The sequence below is a fragment of the Nocardiopsis yanglingensis genome, assembly GCF_045809185.1.
GTDB classification, from domain to species: Bacteria; Pseudomonadota; Gammaproteobacteria; order Xanthomonadales; family Xanthomonadaceae; genus Stenotrophomonas; species Stenotrophomonas yanglingensis.
The window spans coordinates 104,677-122,165 of the sequence record NZ_JBJNRH010000011.1 but is presented as its reverse complement, the minus strand read 5'-3'; the positions used below and the strand labels follow the sequence as shown (position 1 = coordinate 122,165).

Here is a 17,489-nt window from a genome sequence, read left to right as displayed (position 1 = left end):
CCTTACAGGGTGCGCTGGAACAGTTCGCGGCCGATCAGCATGCGGCGGATCTCCGAAGTGCCGGCGCCGATTTCATACAGCTTGGCGTCGCGCCACAAACGGCCGGTCGGATACTCGTTGATGTAGCCGTTACCGCCCAGAATCTGGATCGCCTGGCCGGTCAGCCAGGTGGCCTTCTCGGCGGCGTACAGGATGGCACCGGCGGCGTCCTGGCGGGTGGTGCGGCCCTGGTCGCAGGCGCGTGCCACCGCATAGACATAGGCGCGGCAGGCGCCCAGGCCCACGTACATGTCGGCGATCTTGCCCTGGATCAGCTGGAAGCTGCCGATCGCCTCGCCGAACTGGTGGCGCTCGTGCACGTACGGCATCACCACGTCCATGGCCGCAGCCATCAGGCCCAGCGGGCCGCCGGACAGCACCACGCGCTCGTAGTCCAGGCCGGACATCAGCACGCGCACGCCGCCGCCGACCTGGCCCAGCACGTTCTCTTCCGGTACTTCGCAATCCTGGAAGACCAGCTCGCAGGTGGGCGAGGAACGCATGCCCAGCTTGTCCAGCTTCTGCGCGGTGGAGAAACCCTTCATGCCCTTCTCGACCAGGAACGCGGTGATGCCCTTGGCGCCGGCGTCCATGTCGGTCTTGGCATAGACCACCAGCACGTCGGCATCCGGGCCGTTGGTGATCCACATCTTGTTGCCGTTGAGCACGTAGCGGTCACCGCGCTTGTCGGCGCGCAGCTTCATCGACACCACGTCCGAACCGGCACCCGGTTCGCTCATCGCCAGCGCGCCGACCAGGCTGCCGTTACACAGGCCCGGCAGGAAGCGCTGCTTCTGTTCTTCGTTGCCGTTCTTGCGCAGCTGGTTCACGCACAGGTTGGAGTGCGCGCCGTAGGACAGGCCGATGCCGCCGGAGGCACGCGAGATTTCTTCCATCGCCACCACGTGGGCCAGGTAGCCCATGCCGGTGCCGCCGTATTCTTCTTCCACGGTCAGGCCCAGCAGGCCCTGTTCGCCCAGCTTCGGCCATAGTGCCAACGGGAACTGGTTGCTGGCATCGGCCTCGGCGGCCAGCGGTGCGACCTCGGCGGCGGCAAAATGGGCCACGCTCTGGCGCAGCAGGTCGATGTCTTCGCCAAGGTCGAAGTTCAGGGATGGCACGTGCATTGCGGTGGCTCCACGACGGGACTGCAGGGAATGGACGCACCCGGCGGGGAGCGGATGGCTGTTTCAGGGACGGCCATCCGCACGGGCGATTGGACCCCAGCGTAGCGGGGTTCGGGAAAGAAGTGAATACAAATTCAACAATTGAATCTAGAATCAGAACATGGCCTACAAACGCTCTGCATTGATGGAAGAACGCCTGGCCGGGGTCCGTGAACGGATCCTGCTGGCGACCCGTGAACGGGTCGCCGCCGGTGGCTGGCGCAACGCCCCGGTGACCGCCGTGGCAACCCAGGCGGGGGTGTCCACCGGCCTGATCTACCGGCACTTCCCGTCCAAGGCCGAGCTGTTCGTGGAGGTGCTCAACGCCGCGGTGGCCCACGAGGTGGCGATCATGGAGCGCATCGCCAGCGGCCCGGAGGTGGCCAGCGAGCGCCTGCGGCTGGCGATCACCGCCTTCGTCCGTCGCGCCCTGGCCGGGCCGGGGCTGGCGCACGCCTTCATCGTTGAACCGGTCGATCCGGAGGTGGAAGCCGAGCGCATGCGCGGTCGCCGCGCCTTCGGCGACGTGTTCCTGCGGCTGGTGGAGGAGGGCGTGGCGGCCGGTGAACTGCCGGCGCAGGACGCGCATGTGGCCGCCGCCTGCCTGGTCGGCGCCTTCACCGAAGCGATGGTCGGCCCCACTGCGCCCAGCCGCGAAGCACACCGCGACGAAGACGCGCTGGTGGATGCCATCTGCAGCTTCTGCCTGCGCGCGATCGGCGCCCGGTAATCCGGTAGAGCCGGCCGCTGGCCGGCTTCTGCACGATCCATCCGGCGGGCTGGCGATGCCGGGCAGCGGCCGGCACTACCGGGTCCAAATGCTGCGCCGCACCAGCAGTGACGCCTGTTGTCGCACGCAAAGCGCGTTCTATACTCGGTCCATCACGCAGTCGCTCAGCCGTGGTCCAACGACTATCAGCCAGGGGTAACGAAGAGTGCGGAATTACGATCTGGAGTTCCTGAAACGCTTCTCCATGGTGATCGCGCTGCTGGCGACCATCACCCTCGGCCTCATCCTCCTTGCCGCTTACATCCACACCCGGATTCCGCCCGAGGTGTCGCCGACCGCGGCCAAGCGCACCGAGCAGCGCATCTCGCCCACCGGCGCGGTCTATGCCGGCAGCACCGGCGCCGCCGCGCAGGCTGCGGCCAAGGCCGCCGCGCTGGCCAAGGCCGCCTCGCAGGTGGCCTACGGCGGCACCAAGGACGGCAAGGTCATCTTCGACAACCTGTGCACCGCCTGCCACACCACCGGCGTGGGCATGGCGCCGACGCTGGACCATTCGCACTGGGACAAGCGCATCGCACAGGGCAAGGAGACCCTCTACAAGCACGCCATCGAGGGCTACACCGGCCCGGATGGCGGCATCATGCCGCCCAAGGGCGGCAACCCGGCGCTGACCGAGGAACAGATCCACGCCACCGTGGACTGGATGCTGGGCAACCTGAAGTAACCGGTAGTGGCGGGGGCGGGGGGGCCGCGCACCCCATCACGCAGGGCAGGCAGACGCTCACAGGCAGCCGGGGGCCCGCACCCCCCGCGGCCCCGTTTGTTTTGGGGGTCCCGGCCCGGGGCCCGGCACTACCCAGGCTTTGCCCACCAAGGTCAAAACCCTGCCCGCAGGCGGGGTTTCGCATTTCAGGGTTAGTCTGTGCGCCTCTTCCATGGAGTCGCCCGTCGATGCGCCGCCGTTCCCTCGCCCTTGCCCTGTCCCTGCTGCTGCCGGCCGGCGCCTTTGCCCAGGCCCAGCCGCAGGCCGCACCGGTCGCGTCGCCGTCCGCCGCGCGCAGCAGCGCCACCGTGGTGCTGACCACCGCGCCGGCCGACTGGCGTGCGCTGGATGGCCAGCGCGTGCGCATCGCCGCACCGCTCACCCTGGCCGGCACCGATGGCCTGGAGCGCTTTGGGCAGCTCACCGTGGCCTTTGATGGCCGCCTCTGGCAGCCGACCGAAGTGGCCGCGCCGGGTACTGCCGGCTATGAGCAGGTGATGGCCGACAACCAGCGCCGCCGCCTGCTGCTGGACGACGGCAGCGAAGCCCGCGACCCGGCCAGCGTGGCCTACCTGCCAGCCAACCCGGTGCTGCGCACCGGCATGCAGCTGCGCAATGTGGAAGGTGTCGTGCACGTGGACGCACAGGGCCGTCCGCGCCTGCAGGTCGAGGGTGCACTCACGTTGCCCGAGCTGAAGCGTCCGGCGGTGCCGACGGTGCCGGGCAGCCTGCATATCGCTGCATTCAACCTGGAGAACTTCTTCAATGGCGATGGCCAGGGCGGTGGCTTCCCGACCCTGCGCGGCGCGCGCACGCTGGAAGAGCACAAGGCGCAGGTCGGCAAGCTGGTGGCCACGGTCAACGCGCTCGGTGCCGACATCGCCGCGTTGATGGAACTGGAAAACGATGGCTATGGCCCGCAGTCGGCCATCGCCGAACTGGTCAGCGCCCTCAACGCCGGTCTTGCCGCCGACAAGCAGTGGGCCTTCGTCGATGCCGGCGAGGGGCCGGGCAGCAACCCGATCCGGGTTGGCATCATCTATCGCAGGAGCGCGTTCAAGCCGCTGGGCAAGCCGTTGACCAGAACCGACGGTCCTTTCGCCGAACACAGCCGCGCACCGCTGGCGCAGGCCTTCCAGGGCAAGGGCGCACCGTTCATGGTGGTCGCCAACCATTTCAAGTCCAAGGGCTGCCGTGATGCCAGCGGCGGCGATGCCGACCGCAACGATGGCCAGGGTTGCTGGAATGCCACCCGGGTGGAATCGGCAAAGCAGTTGAACCAGTGGGTGCAGGCCGAAGCTGGCCGCCTGAAGGTGAAGGACGTGGTGCTGCTGGGCGATTTCAACGCCTACGCGATGGAAGACCCGATCCGCACCCTGCATGACCTGGGCTGGCAGGACGCATTCAAGGTCGCCCAGGTCGAGCATCCTTACAGCTACGTCTACAACGGCTATACCGGCCGCCTCGACCATGCGCTGCTGAGCCCGGGCATGGCCCAGCGCCTGCGCGGTGCCGCCGAGTGGCACAGCAATGCCGACGAACAGGACGCCAGCGGCTACCAGGGCCGCAACGTGCAGGGCCCGTGGCGCAGCTCCGACCACGACCCGCTGCTGCTGGGTTTCGACAGATAACGCCCAGCGCCGGGGTCGGATCCCATTCCAACGGAATGGGCTCTGACCCCGAGGCCGCGCTCACCCCCAGGCGATCAACCCGATCGCCAGCACCGCCAACGCCAGCCCGGCGCGGTTCCACTTCGTGGTCGTCTCGCCGAAGGCGAACACGCCCACCAGCGCGCCCAGTACCACCACGCCGATGTTCATGCCGGCGAACACGGTGGCCGGGCTCTCCGGCATCGACTGATGCGCATGCACATAGAAAAGAATGTTGCCGCCATTGAGCAGGCCCAGCAGCGCGCCGGCACCGAGGTTGCGCCAGGCCAGCCGGCTACGGCCGCTGAAATGCCGCCACAACTGCAGCGCCAGCATCAGCACGAACGCCACGCTGAAGCTGGCCAGCACCGCCGCCATCGACGGCGTACCGGAAAGCGCCACCTGCTTGAGCAGCACGTCCACCACCGCGAACCCGGCCCAGACGCCCAGCAGCCAGCCCCAGCCACCCGGTGAGGACGCCACCGCCGGTCCGCGCGGGCGCAGGCTGATGGCCACCATCGCCAGCAGGCCCAGGCCGAGCCCAGCCAACTTCCACGGCGTGGCGGTCTGGCCGAAGAACAGGAAGGCAGCAGCCAATGACAGCAACAGTGACAGCCGCTGCGCCACGTCGCTGCGCACGATGCCCGCCACCGCCACCGCGCGGCCCAGCACCAGGAAGATCGACGGCAGCACCACGGCCAGCGCCAGCAGAGACAGCCACGGGGCATGCGGCGCGCGCAGTGCGTCCAGCGGCGGCTGCAGCACCACGGCGGTGAGCGTTGCGGCCACCAGATAGTTCCAGGTGACCATCTGCGCAACATCCAGCTGGCGGCGTCCGGCCACCTTCAACAACACCGAAACCAGCACGCTGCAGATCACGGCCAAAGACAGGTAGAGCATGGGGCGGGCACAGGGCAGGGGCAGGGGACGGTATCATGGTGCCATGCACAAGCCTTCGTTCCCCGTCGCCCCCGGCGAAACCGCCTGCCTCGAACTGGACGGCCCGGCCGGCCCGCTGGAAGTGGTCGTCGACCTGCCCAAGGCCGATGTGCCGGTGCAGCCGATCGTGGCCATCGTCTGCCATCCGCTGTCCACCGAGGGTGGCACGCTGCACAACAAGGTGGTCACCATGACCGCCACCACGCTGCGCGAGCTGGGCATCGCCACGGTGCGCTTCAACTTCCGCAGTGTCGGCGCGTCGGCGGGCGAGTTCGACCACGGCGTGGGCGAGCAGGATGATCTGAAAGCCGTCGCCGCCTGGGTGCGCAGCCAGCGGCCCGACGACCGCCTGTGGCTGGCCGGTTTCAGCTTCGGCTCGTTCGTGTCCCTGAAGGCTGCTGCCGCGCTGCAGCCGGAAGCGCTGATCTCGATCGCGCCGCCGGCCGGTCGCTGGGATTTCGATGGCATCGCGCCGCCGGCGCGCTGGCTGGTGATCCAGGGCGAGCAGGACGAGATCGTCGATCCGCAGGCCGTCTACCAGTGGCTGGACACGCTGGACTTCCCGCATGAGCTGGTGCGCATGCCCGAGACCAGCCACTTCTTCCACCGCAAGCTGATTGACCTGCGCGGCGCGCTGACCCACGGCGTCAAGCACTGGCTGGGCGCGGCGGCATGAGTGCGACCGAGTTGACCCCGTCGCAGCGGTACGCGGAAGGGGTTGCCCGTGGCGACTGGCAGAACGACCCGGCCCAGCACGCAGCGCTGGCCGAACTGGACCGCATCCACCTGGGCCTGGTCGACAGCGCCGAGGACGGCTGGCTGGACCGCCTGTCCTCGTTCTGGAAGAAGCCCGAGCCGGTGAAGGGCCTGTACTTCTGGGGCGGCGTCGGCCGCGGCAAGACCTTCCTGGTGGACCTGTTCTACGACGGCCTGCCGATCAAGCAGAAGTACCGCACCCATTTCCATCGCTTCATGCGCAGCGTCCACGAGCGCCTGCGCGAGCATCAGGGCCAGAGTGACCCGCTGGCGAAGATTGCCCAGGAATGGCGCAGCAACCTGCGCGTGCTGGTGCTGGACGAGTTCTTCGTCACCGACATCGGTGATGCGATGCTGCTGGCGCGGCTGCTGGAGCGCCTGTTCGCCGAAGGCGTGACCCTGGTCACCACCTCCAACACCGCGGTGGAGAACCTGTACCTCAACGGCCTGCAGCGCGAGAGCTTTCTGCCGGCCATCGGCCTGCTGCAGCGCTTCTGCGTGGAGCTGTACGCCGAGGGCACCGAGGATTACCGGATGCGCGCGCTGACCCGCTCGCCGGTGTACCGCGCACCGCTGGCCGCCGACAGCGATGAATGGCTGGCCACGCGCTGGAACGAACTGAGTGGCGGCCAGCCGGCCAAGCCGGGCAACATCGAGATCGAGGGCCGCAAGATTGCGGTGCGTGGGCGCGGCAAGAGCATCGCCTGGTTCGATTTCGCCGCGTTGTGCGAGGGCCCGCGCGGGCCGTCGGACTACATCGAGATCGCCCACGAGTTCAACACCGTGCTGCTGGGCGGCATTCCTGCCTTCGATCGCCTGAACGAAGATGCCGCGCGCCGCTTCGTCAATCTGATCGACGAACTGTACGACCGCCACGTCAACCTGGTCTGCACCGCCAGCACCTCGCCGATCGAGCTGTACACCGGCCAGCGCCTGCAGGGCGCGTTCGAGCGCACCGCCTCGCGCCTGATCGAGATGCAGAGCGCGGAATACCTGGGTACTCCGCACCGGGCGTGAGGGGGCCTGCGGGCGTGCGATGCCGGCCAGCGGCCGGCACTACCACGCTATCGTCCCGGTAGTGCCGGCCGCTGGCCGGCATCCGCCGCACTGCTCAGCGGCCGCTCATCCGGCCCGGCCGACACATGCAGCCCCGAACCGCTACCGTGCTCCACTCGCACACTCTCGCCGCGCTCCAGCAGCCGCAGTGGCTGGCCCTGGTAGCGCACTTCCAGCGCATCGTGGGCCTCTGCCAGTGACTGCACCAGCGGGCACAGGGCCATCGCCTTGGCCTCCAGCTGCTGGCTGCGTGCTTCCATGCGGCGGTCGACTTCGGCATCGAGGCGGTCGGCGCGGCGCTCCATGGCGCCAGCGCGGCCGGTGAACACCTGCCACAGCACGCTGCGGGTCATCGACCCGGCCATCGTCTCGGCCATCTGCTCGATGTGTGCGTCGAAGCCGTCGCCGAAGGCTTCCTGTTCCCAGTAGCCGCGGCCCAGGCTGGCGTCGATCCAGTCCTGCATCTCGCCGCGCATCGCACGCATCTGGCGATTGCGGGACTTGCCGGTGATGGCTTCGAAGGCGGCGTCCAGCGCATCGAAGGTGACCCCGGAGACTTCGTGGGCCAGCGCGGTGGCGGCCGGCATCAGCTGGCGGGCACCGGCCTCCATCTGCCGCAGGCGGGCGGCGTCGGTGGCACTGACCGTCACCATCCTGCCGTCCAGGCTCAGCTCACCGTCGTGGAACACCACTTCATGGGGGGCCTGCGGGCCATGCCGCAGCCAGATGCCGCCGCTGTCCACCAGCACGTCATAGTCGGTATGGATGCCGCACTGGTCCGAACGCAGGTCCGGCCCCTCGGCGGCCAGCGCCGGGGCAATGAACAGGGCAGGCAGCAGGGCCAGCGCGGGCAACCGCAGGTGCATCGGAGCATCCTTTTCCGGGAGCGAGCGGCCAGCATCCGCCGCCAGCGCGCGGGCGTCACCGGCCGGAAGTCACCCGTCCACCGGATTCCCACCGGCTGCCCACCACCTATCCACAGGGTTGTCCCTAGCCAGTTTCATCACTGTCATGTGAAGCTGTCATTGTTCCGTTTTCGCGGTGCGTTGTACCACCGCAATGACGCCTCTCGGGCTTGACTGCGCAGCCCGTTCCGGCAGGTCTGAAGCGTCTGATCCGGGCGCCGATGGCACGATCCTTGCGGCGCAAGGGATTGCCGAATTTCACTACATTTGGCGTTGACGGACCCCATTACCCCCACTATCTTGTGGCCGTCGGTCGCAGCAACCCCAATTCCAGGGGGTGCCCGGGGTACCCATCCGCGATCGTCAACGGCAGTGGCAGGCGCAGGGTCTCATCCCCTGCGACGCCGTCCTGCCATCCTGGGCTGTCATGTCCCGGGCTGCGTCACCCGATGCATCGAGCACCCACCAATCACGCCAAGAGGACACACGCCGTGACCACCGAATCCAGCGCCACCATCGAGAAGGAAAGCGAATTCCTGTTGACGTCGCCGCCGACGGCCAACGCGATGAGTGTGACCAAGCGCAATGGCACGACCGAACTGGTGGACCTGAACAAGATCGTGCGCGCGGTGCAGCGTTCCTCCGAAGGCCTGCACGCCGTCGATCCGATGCGCGTGGCCACCCGCACCATTTCCGGTCTGTACAACGGCGCCACCACCCGCGAGCTGGACGAACTGTCCATCCGCACCGCCGCCCTGCTGATCGGTGAAGAGCCCGAGTACGGCCGCCTGGCTGCGCGCCTGCTGGCCAACTACATCGCCAAGGAAGTCTCGGGCCAGGAAATCTATGCCTTCTCGCAGTCGGTCAGCCGTGGCCATGAAGTCGGCCTGATCAACGACCGCCTGCTGAACTTCGTGCAGACCAACGCGCGCAAGCTCAACGATGCCATCGACATCTCGCTGGACCTGAACTTCGATTACTTCGGCCTGCGCACCCTGTACGACCGTTACCTGCTGCGCCACCCGCACACCCGCAAGGTGATCGAGACCCCGCAGCAGTTCTTCCTGCGCATCGCCAGCGCGCTGAGCGAGGACGTGTCCGAGACCCTGGCGCTGTACAAGCGCATGGGCAACCTGGACTACCTGCCGTCCAGCCCGACCCTGTTCAATTCCGGCACCACCCACGAGCAGCTGTCCTCGTGCTTCCTGCTGGATTCGCCGCAGGACTCGCTGGAGTCGATCTATTCCAAGTACGGCGATATCGCCCAGCTGTCGAAGTTCTCCGGCGGCATCGGCGTCAGCTACACCCGCGTGCGTTCGCGTGGTTCGCTGATCAAGTCGACCAACGGCCACTCCAACGGCATCGTGCCGTGGCTGAAGACCATGGATTCGTCCGTGGCTGCGGTGAACCAGGGCGGCAAGCGCAAGGGCGCGGCCTGCGTGTACCTGGAGACCTGGCACGCCGACGTCGAGGACTTCCTCGAGCTGCGTGACAACACCGGTGACGAAGCCCGCCGTGCGCACAACCTGAACCTGGCCAACTGGGTGCCGGACCTGTTCATGAAGCGCGTCGAGGCCGACCAGGAATGGTCGCTGTTCGATCCGCGCGTCGTGCCGGAGTTCACCGACCTGTTCGGCGAAGCCTTCGAGCAGGCCTACCTGCAGGCCGAAGCCCAGGGCAAGGCCAACCGCACCATCTCCGCGCGCAAGCTGTATGCCCGCATGATGCGTACGCTGGCCGAGACCGGCAACGGCTGGATGACCTTCAAGGACAAGTGCAACCGCGCCAGCAACCAGACTCTGCGTCCGGGCAACGTGATCCACCTGTCCAACCTGTGCACGGAAATCCTGGAAGTCACCTCCAACGATGAAACCGCGGTGTGCAACCTGGGTTCGATCAACCTGGGCAACCACTTCGACGAGCACAACGAGTTCGACTTCGAGAAGCTGGCCGAGACCGTGCGCCTGGCCGTGCGCCAGCTCGACCGCGTCATCGACCTGAACTTCTACCCGATCGAAACCGCCCGCCGCGCCAACCTGCGCTGGCGTCCGGTCGGCCTGGGCTGCATGGGTCTGCAGGACGTGTTCTTCCGCAAGCGCCTGCCGTTCGACAGCGCCGAAGCCCGCGCCCTGTCCAAGAAGATTGCCGAAGCGATCTACTTCCACGCGCTGGAAACCTCCTGCGAGCTGGCCCAGGAACGTGGCAAGCACCCGTCGTTCAACGACACCCGCGCCGCCGGTGGCGAACTGCAGTTCGACGCCTGGAACGTGGTGCCGGAAGACACCGCACGCTGGGATGCCCTGCGCGCCCGCATCAAGGAACACGGCCTGCGCAACTCGCTGATGATCGCGATTGCACCGACCGCGACCATCGCCTCGATCGCCGGTTGCTACGAGTGCGTCGAGCCGCAGGTGTCCAACCTGTTCAAGCGCGAGACCCTGTCCGGTGACTTCCTGCAGGTCAACCGTTACCTGGTGAACGAGCTGAAGAAGCTGGGCCTGTGGACCGCCGACATGCGCGATGCCATCAAGCTGGCCGAAGGTTCCATCGCCGGCGTGGCGCAGATTCCGGAAACACTGCGCGAGGTCTACCGCACCGCGTGGGAACTGCCGATGCGTTCGCTGATCGACATGGCCGCCGAGCGTGGCGCCTTCATCGACCAGTCGGCCTCGCTCAACCTGTTCATGGAAAGCCCGAACATCGGCGCGATGTCCTCCATGTACATGTACGCCTGGAAGCAGGGCATCAAGACCACCTACTACCTGCGTTCGCGCCCGGCCACCAAGATTGCCAAGACCACGGTGAGCGCCGCCGCCCCGGCCAAGGTGTTCAGCCCGGACGAAGCCATCGCCTGCTCGCTGGAAAATCCGGAAGCCTGCGAGGCCTGCCAGTAAGACACCGCGCGGTGGGTGCCGACCGTTGGTCGGCACTCGAACACCTCGCACCTGTAGAGCCGAGCCATGCTCGGCTGCGAAAAACACCCACGGTAGCGCCGGGCCATGCCCGGCGGCTCACCCAGGAATTCAAGGAAACACCCATGGCCGACAAGCCCAAGCAGATGCTGCTCGATCCCGGTTTTGAACTGACCCTGCGCCCGATGCGCTACCCGCAGTTCTATGACATGTACCGGAACGCGATCAAGAACACCTGGACGGTGGAAGAGATCAACTTCCAGATCGACATCACCGACCTGCACAGCAAGATGTCGCCGGGTGAGCGCCACCTGATCCACCGCCTGGTCGCGTTCTTCGCCACCGGCGACTCGATCGTGTCCAACAACCTGGTGCTGAACCTGTACCAGCACCTCAATGCGCCGGAAGCGCGCATGTACCTGTCGCGCCAGCTGTATGAAGAAGCGCTGCACGTGCAGTTCTACCTGACCCTGCTCGACAACTACCTGCCGGACCCGGAAGAGCGCGTCAAAGCCTTCGCCGCGGTGGAGAACATCGACTCGATCAAGAAGAAGGCCGATTTCTGCTTCAAGTGGATCGACTCGATCCAGGACCTGAAGCGCATCGAGACCCGTGCCGAGCGCCGCCAGTTCCTGCTCAACCAGATCTGCTTCGCCGCCTGCATCGAAGGCCTGTTCTTCTTCGCTGCCTTCGCCTACGTGTACTACTTCCGTTCGCGCGGCCTGCTGCCGGGCCTGGCCTCGGGCACCAACTGGGTGTTCCGCGACGAGAGCGCGCACATGGAGTTCGCGTTCGAGTCGGTGCGTGTTGTTCGCGAGGAAGAACCGGACCTGTTTGACGAAGAGATGAAGCAGCAGGTCTACGACATGCTGGCCGAAGCCATCGAATGCGAAGTGCAGTTCGCCGAGGACGTGCTGTCCGGCGGCGTGGCCGGCATCTCGACCCGCGACATGCGCCAGTACCTGCAGCACTGCGCCGACCAGCACTTCGCCAAGCTGGGCATGGAAAAGAAGTACAACGTGCGCAACCCGCTGCCGTTCATGGAACTGCAGGACGTGCAGGAGCTGACCAACTTCTTCGAACGCCGCGTCTCGGCCTACCAGGTCGGCGTGCAGGGCGAAGTCGCCTTCGACATGAACTTCTGATCGAAGCGGTCAGTTCTGTCGCAACGAAGAACCCCGGCCAACGCCGGGGTTCTTCGTATCTGTAGCGTCGAGCCGTGCTCGACGGCTCGGTTTTTGTAGAGTCGAGCCATGCTCGACTGCCGTTCGCGAAGACAAGTCGAGCATGGCTCGACTCTACAATCAGCGCCGCCCTTCCACCGCCATGCGCACCGCCAGCCCGGCCAGCACCGTGCCCATCAGCCAGCGCTGCACCACCTGCCAGGTGGGGCGTGCGGCCAGGAAGCCGGCGATGCTGCCGGCCATCACCGCGATCACCGCGTTGACGCTCACGCTGACCACGATCTGGGTGAAGCCGAGTACCAGCGACTGCATCAGCACGCTGCCATGGCCCTCCGGGTGCAGGAACTGCGGCAGCAGCGACAGGTACATCACCGCGATCTTCGGGTTCAGCAGGTTGGTCAGGAAGCCCATCGCGAACAGTTTGCGTGGGCCATCCGGCGGCAGGTCGCGTACCGCGAACGGCGAGCGGCCGCCGGGCTTGAGTGCCTGCCAGGCCAGGTAGAGCAGGTACAGCGCACCGCCGAGGCGCAGCGCGTCATAGGCGAACGGCACGGTCATCAGCAGGGCAGTGATGCCCAGCGCCGCGCACAGCATGTAGAACACGAAGCCCAGCGCCACCCCGCCCAGCGAGATCAGGCCGGCGCGGCGACCCTGGCAGATCGATCGCGAGACCAGGTAGATCATGTTCGGCCCGGGCGTGAGCACCATGCCCAGCGAGATGAGGGCAAAGGCCAACAGGTCGGAGGTCGCGGGCATGGGCGGTCCTGGCAAGGGGCGTGGTGCAGTGTAGCGCCGCCTGCACGGGGCCTGGCTTAAAATCGCCGCACCCCACACCGAAGCATCCCCATGACCCCGATCCCCGAGACCGTGCCGCCCACCGAAGTGCGCATGGCCGAAATCGTCTTCCCCAACCACACCAACCATCTGGGCACCCTGTTCGGTGGCCAGGCATTGGCGTGGATGGACAAGGCCGCCTTCCTGGCCGCCGCCCGCTACTCGCGCCGCACCGTGGTGACCGCGCGCAGCGACCAGGTCGACTTCAAGCTGCCGATCCGCATCGGCCAGATGGTGGAAACCATCGGCCGCATCGTCGAAGTCGGCCGCAGCTCGATGAAGGTGGAGGTGGAACTGGTCGCCGAAGACCTGCACAGCGGCGAGCGCAAGCTGTGCACCCGCGGCCACTTCGTGATGATCGCGCTGGACGAGGAAGGCCACCCGATCGCGGTGCCGCCGCTGCCGGCAGCCTGATCCGCCGGCTGAACCTGCGCTTGCGGGGGCGCGGCCGCGCCCCCATCTGGCAGCCATGACCCCGCCACTGACCGACTTCATCGACCGCGCCCAGCGCCTGTTCGTACTGACCGGCGCTGGTTGCAGCACCGCTTCGGGCATTCCCGATTACCGCGATAGCGACGGCCAGTGGAAACGCACGCCGCCGGTGACCTACCAGGCCTTCATGGGCGAGGTGGCCACCCGCCAGCGCTACTGGGCGCGCAGCCTGCCGGGCTGGCCGCGCTTCGGCCTGGCCCAGCCCAACGGCACCCACCAGGCCCTGGCTGCCCTGGAAAGCCGCGGCAAGCTGCAGGTGCTGCTGACCCAGAATGTGGACGGCCTGCACCAGCGCGCCGGCAGCCACAACGTGATCGACCTGCATGGCCGCCTGGACCTTGTGCGCTGCATGGGCTGCGAGCGCCGCAGTGGCCGCGAGGACTTCCAGCAGCGCCTGCTGGACGCCAACCCCGGCTGGGACGCGCTGGAGGCAGGCATCGCGCCCGATGGTGATGCCGATCTGGAGACCGATTTCTCCACGTTCGTGGTACCCGAGTGCCCGCACTGCGGCGGCGTGTTGAAGCCGGACGTGGTGTTCTTCGGCGAAAACGTGCCGCGCGAACGCGTGGCCGCCGTGCACGAGCACCTGCAGCAGGCCGACGCCGTGCTGGTGGTGGGCTCGTCGCTGATGGTCTATTCCGGCTTCCGCTTCGTGCAGGCCGCGGCCAAGGCAGGGCTGCCGGTGGTGGCGCTGAACCGTGGCCGTACCCGCGCCGACGACCTGCTGCAGTTCAAGGATGAGCGCGATTGCGCCGAAGCGTTGGCCGGGTGGGCTTCGCGCTGAGCCGAGCATGGGCTCGGCTCTACAAGGGTCGAGGGCTTCTGTAGAGCCGAGCCCGCGCTCGGCTGCAGCAGATCGCGCGAAACAGCGATCCATCCAGACGGTTGATTCGCAGGCCGTGCGGCGGTGCAATACGCCCCCTCTATCCGCCTGTCCCCCGCATCGCCGTGACCCAGCTGTTTTCGCCGATCTCGTTCGGCCCCCTGACCCTGTCCAACCGCATCGTCATCGCGCCGATGTGCCAGTACTCCGCCGAAGACGGCCGCGCCAGCGACTGGCACGCCATGCATCTGGGCAACCTGGCGCAGTCCGGTGCCGGCCTGCTGATCCTGGAAGCCACTGCCGTCGAACCGCGCGGCCGCATCAGCTGGGCCGACCTGGGCCTGTGGGACGACGGTACCGAAGCCGCACTGGCACAGGTGCTGACCAGCGTCCGCCGCTGGTCGCCGATGCCGCTGGGCATCCAGCTCGGGCACGCCGGTCGCAAGGCCTCGGTGAAGCGTCCGTGGGACGGCGGTGGCCAGCTGCCGGCCGATGATGCGCGTGGCTGGTCCACCGTGGCACCGTCGCCGCTTCCGTTCCATGCGGCAGACCCGGCACCGCAGGAACTGGACGAAGCCGGCATCGCCGAGGTCATCGCCGCCTTCGCCGCCAGTGCGGTGCGCGCCGAGCGTCTGGGCTTCGAGCTGATCGAGCTGCATGCCGCGCATGGCTATCTGCTGCACCAGTTCCTGTCGCCGCTGAGCAACCGTCGCACCGATGGCTACGGTGGCTCGCTGCCGAACCGCCTGCGCCTGCTGGTGGAAGTGTTCGATGCGGTGCGTGCGGCGGTGTCCGACAAGGTCGCCGTGGGCGTGCGCATCTCCGCCAGCGACTGGGTCGATGGCGGCTGGGACCTGGTGCAGAGCGAGGCGCTGGCGCAGGTGATGGACGCGCGCGGCTGCAACTTCCTGCACGTTTCCAGTGGTGGCCTGGACGAGCGCCAGAAGATCACCGTCGGCCCGGGCTATCAGGTGCCGTTCGCAGCGGCGATCAAGGCCAAGGTGCGCATGCCGGTCATCGCCGTGGGCATGATCACCGAGCCCGAGCAGGCCGAATCGATCCTGCGCCATCGCCACGCCGATGCCGTGGCCCTGGCGCGCGGCATTCTCTACGACCCGCGCTGGCCGTGGCATGCCGCCGCCGCATTGCGCGACAGCGTGGAACCGGCGCCGCAGTACCTGCGCTGCGAGCCGCGCGATGCGCGCGGCGTATTCAAGGCACGCTGAGGCTCACACCCGCCAGGCCGGCGCCATGCCGGCCTGCAGGTGCTCGAACAGCGCGCGGATCTTGGCGGTGAAGTCGCGGCGGTCGCTGACGCAGAAATAGACCTCCATCGGCTCCGGGCGCCATGCAGTGTCGGCGCCGAACACCGCCTGCAGGCGGCCATCGCGCAGGTACGGCTCGGCCACGAACGCAGCCAATCGGGTGATGCCGGCACCGGTCGCGGCCAGCGTTGCCAGTGCATCGATGTCATCGCAGACCATGCTCGGCGGCAGTGCGGCGTCCACGCGCTGGCCATCCTTCAGCAGGCCCCAGCGCAGCGGCCGGCCATCGGTGGGGAAGCGGTGCAGCAGCCCGCGATGACCGCCCAGGTCGGATGGCTGCTGCGGGGTGCCGTGTGCCTTCAGATAGGCCGGCGAGGCGCAGAACACGAACGGCACGCGCGCCAGTTGCCGCGCGACGACGCCGTCCTCCAGCTGCGCACCGATGCGGATGCTGGCATCCACCGCTTCGGGGCCGTGCTGCACGGCGCGGTCAGTCAGCCGCAGCTCCAACTGCAGTTGCGGGTAGCGCTGCTGCAGCGACGGCAGCAACGGTGCCAGCACGTGGCGACCGAAGGCGCTGCTGCTGGCGATGCGCAGCGGCCCGGCCGGTTCGATGTCACCGGAGGTGACCATCGCCTGCGCGCGTGCCAGGTCGGCTTCGATGTGGCGCACCTGCGCCAGGTACAGCGCGCCGGCCTCGCTGAGGGCGAGCTGGCGCGTACTTCGGTTCAGCAACCGTACGCCCAGATGCGCTTCCAGCCGGTTGATGTTCTGGCCGACTGCGGTGGCGCTGATGCCAAGGATGCGGGCCGCGGCGGCAATGCTGCCGGTCTCTGCGGTGCGGGTGAAGCTGCGGATCAGTTGCAACAGGTTCATGACCGACCAGCTTGCCATGGAGAAGCCCAAGTATCGCTTGGGACTGAACCAAGCAGTTCGGTTGCATCGGTGACCATCGATCCCGAGGACAGGTTGCTGCCCTACACTCGGGCGATGCGCCCCGATTCCATCCTCACCCTGTCCTGCCCCGACCGTACCGGTATCGTCTACCGCGTATCCGGCCTGCTGTTCGACCACGGCTGCAACATCCTCGACGCACAGCAGTTCGGCGACGAGGAAAGCGGCCGCTTCTTCCTGCGCGTGCACTTCGACCGCGATGCCAGCCTGCCGCTGGAGACCGTGCACGCCGCCATGGCCATGCTCGCCGAAGGCTTCGGCATGGACTGGCAACTGCACGATGGCCGACGCCGTGCACGATTGCTGGTGCTGGTCAGCAAGCAGGGGCACTGCCTCAATGACCTGCTGTTCCGTGCCCACAGCGGCCAGCTGAAGGTGGACATTGCCGCAGTAGCGTCCAACCACGCCGACTTCGCGCCATTGGCCGCGTCCTACCAGGTACCGTTCCACCACCTGCCGGTGACCGCCGATACGCGTGCGGTGCAGGAACAGCAGATCATCGATCTGGTCGAGCGCGAGCGTATCGATCTGGTGGTGCTGGCGCGCTACATGCAGATCCTGTCACCCACGCTGTGCCGAGCGCTGGCCGGCCGTGCGATCAACATCCACCACAGCTTCCTGCCCAGCTTCAAGGGCGCGCAGCCGTACCACCAGGCGCACGCGCGCGGGGTCAAGATCATCGGCGCCACCGCACACTACGTTACCGAGGATCTGGACGAAGGACCGATCATCGAACAGGACGTGGCCCGCGTGGACCACGCGATGGCGCCGCGCGAGCTGGTGCGGCTGGGCAGCGATACCGAATCGCTGGTGCTGGCGCGCGCGGTGCGCCGCCATGTGGAGCACCGCATCCTGCTCAACGGTCACCGCACGGTGGTGTTCCGGTAATCGTCCATCCCGCGTCCGCCGGGCATGGCCCAGCGCTACCAACGGGCGTGATCCGGTAGTGGCGGGGGGGGGGGGGGGGGGGCGGGGAGGGGGAAGGGGGGCGGGGCCGGCCGGCGCGCCCCCCCCCAGGGCGG

Annotated in this window: 16 protein-coding genes; 11 read left to right on the top strand and 5 right to left on the bottom strand. The window is 67.4% G+C overall.

All coding sequences use genetic code 11. The features are described 5' to 3' along the window. Positions 1 to 2: 2 nt before the first annotated feature. The gene (locus ACJ7C5_RS15295) at positions 3 to 1,166 is read right to left on the bottom strand and encodes an isovaleryl-CoA dehydrogenase (protein ID WP_412704364.1); all 1,164 of its coding nucleotides are present in this window, start codon (positions 1,164 to 1,166) and stop codon (positions 3 to 5) included. A gap of 160 nt (positions 1,167 to 1,326) precedes the next feature. On the opposite strand from ACJ7C5_RS15295, the gene ACJ7C5_RS15290 reads away from it, so the two are divergent. From ACJ7C5_RS15290 to ACJ7C5_RS15280, 3 genes are all read left to right on the top strand, one after another. After that, complete coding sequence (locus ACJ7C5_RS15290) at positions 1,327 to 1,935, top strand: TetR/AcrR family transcriptional regulator (RefSeq protein WP_012509748.1); 609 nt, start codon at positions 1,327 to 1,329, stop codon at positions 1,933 to 1,935. A gap of 205 nt (positions 1,936 to 2,140) precedes the next feature. Next, entirely contained in the window at positions 2,141 to 2,659 is a 519-nt protein-coding gene (locus tag ACJ7C5_RS15285; protein WP_149909497.1) for a c-type cytochrome, read from the top strand. A 227-nt stretch (positions 2,660 to 2,886) separates the two neighbouring features. Further along, positions 2,887 to 4,329, top strand: coding sequence for an ExeM/NucH family extracellular endonuclease (locus tag ACJ7C5_RS15280; RefSeq protein WP_412704363.1), 1,443 nt, complete (start codon positions 2,887 to 2,889; stop codon positions 4,327 to 4,329). A gap of 60 nt (positions 4,330 to 4,389) precedes the next feature. On the opposite strand, the gene ACJ7C5_RS15275 is transcribed toward ACJ7C5_RS15280, so the two are convergent. Then, the gene (locus tag ACJ7C5_RS15275) at positions 4,390 to 5,247 is read right to left on the bottom strand and encodes an EamA family transporter (protein ID WP_412704362.1); all 858 of its coding nucleotides are present in this window, start codon (positions 5,245 to 5,247) and stop codon (positions 4,390 to 4,392) included. A 43-nt stretch (positions 5,248 to 5,290) separates the two neighbouring features. Here ACJ7C5_RS15275 and ACJ7C5_RS15270 point away from each other — a divergent pair, with 43 nt between their 5' ends. Then, positions 5,291 to 5,962 (top strand): alpha/beta hydrolase, encoded by a 672-nt coding sequence (locus ACJ7C5_RS15270; RefSeq protein ID WP_043400616.1) that lies wholly within the window; start codon positions 5,291 to 5,293, stop codon positions 5,960 to 5,962. Further along, complete coding sequence (gene zapE, locus ACJ7C5_RS15265; RefSeq protein WP_094001642.1) at positions 5,959 to 7,059, top strand: cell division protein ZapE; 1,101 nt, start codon at positions 5,959 to 5,961, stop codon at positions 7,057 to 7,059. Before ACJ7C5_RS15270 ends, zapE begins: the two co-directional genes overlap by 4 nt. 47 nt (positions 7,060 to 7,106) lie before the next feature. Here the strand turns inward: zapE and ACJ7C5_RS15260 are convergent, their stop codons facing one another. Then, complete coding sequence (locus ACJ7C5_RS15260; RefSeq protein ID WP_412704361.1) at positions 7,107 to 7,964, bottom strand: DUF2884 family protein; 858 nt, start codon at positions 7,962 to 7,964, stop codon at positions 7,107 to 7,109. 530 nt (positions 7,965 to 8,494) lie between these two features. On the opposite strand from ACJ7C5_RS15260, the gene ACJ7C5_RS15255 reads away from it, so the two are divergent. Both ACJ7C5_RS15255 and ACJ7C5_RS15250 read left to right on the top strand, forming a co-directional pair. Further along, positions 8,495 to 10,897: a ribonucleoside-diphosphate reductase subunit alpha gene (locus ACJ7C5_RS15255; RefSeq protein ID WP_149909495.1), complete on the top strand. Its 2,403-nt coding sequence runs from the start codon at positions 8,495 to 8,497 to the stop codon at positions 10,895 to 10,897. Between the two features lie 143 nt (positions 10,898 to 11,040). After that, on the top strand, positions 11,041 to 12,060 hold the full coding sequence (locus ACJ7C5_RS15250; protein ID WP_004153683.1) for a ribonucleotide-diphosphate reductase subunit beta: 1,020 nt from the start codon (positions 11,041 to 11,043) through the stop codon (positions 12,058 to 12,060). Positions 12,061 to 12,219: 159 nt separating this feature from the next. On the opposite strand, the gene ACJ7C5_RS15245 is transcribed toward ACJ7C5_RS15250, so the two are convergent. Then, positions 12,220 to 12,855, bottom strand: coding sequence for a LysE family translocator (locus ACJ7C5_RS15245; protein WP_094001638.1), 636 nt, complete (start codon positions 12,853 to 12,855; stop codon positions 12,220 to 12,222). A 90-nt stretch (positions 12,856 to 12,945) separates the two neighbouring features. On the opposite strand from ACJ7C5_RS15245, the gene ACJ7C5_RS15240 reads away from it, so the two are divergent. The 3 genes from ACJ7C5_RS15240 (at position 12,946) to ACJ7C5_RS15230 (ending at position 15,474) form a co-directional block, all read left to right on the top strand. Then, positions 12,946 to 13,347: an acyl-CoA thioesterase gene (locus ACJ7C5_RS15240; RefSeq protein WP_004153688.1), complete on the top strand. Its 402-nt coding sequence runs from the start codon at positions 12,946 to 12,948 to the stop codon at positions 13,345 to 13,347. Between the two features lie 55 nt (positions 13,348 to 13,402). Further along, a complete protein-coding gene (locus tag ACJ7C5_RS15235) occupies positions 13,403 to 14,209 on the top strand; it encodes an NAD-dependent protein deacetylase (RefSeq protein ID WP_412704360.1) in 807 nt (268 codons plus the stop codon). Between the two features lie 164 nt (positions 14,210 to 14,373). Further along, entirely contained in the window at positions 14,374 to 15,474 is a 1,101-nt protein-coding gene (locus ACJ7C5_RS15230; RefSeq protein WP_412704359.1) for an NADH:flavin oxidoreductase/NADH oxidase, read from the top strand. Positions 15,475 to 15,477: 3 nt separating this feature from the next. Here ACJ7C5_RS15230 and ACJ7C5_RS15225 read toward each other — a convergent pair whose 3' ends face one another. Next, a complete protein-coding gene (locus tag ACJ7C5_RS15225; RefSeq protein WP_412704358.1) occupies positions 15,478 to 16,389 on the bottom strand; it encodes a LysR family transcriptional regulator in 912 nt (303 codons plus the stop codon). A 114-nt stretch (positions 16,390 to 16,503) separates the two neighbouring features. On the opposite strand from ACJ7C5_RS15225, the gene purU reads away from it, so the two are divergent. Further along, complete coding sequence (gene purU / locus ACJ7C5_RS15220; RefSeq protein ID WP_097048197.1) at positions 16,504 to 17,355, top strand: formyltetrahydrofolate deformylase; 852 nt, start codon at positions 16,504 to 16,506, stop codon at positions 17,353 to 17,355. Positions 17,356 to 17,489: the final 134 nt, after the last annotated feature.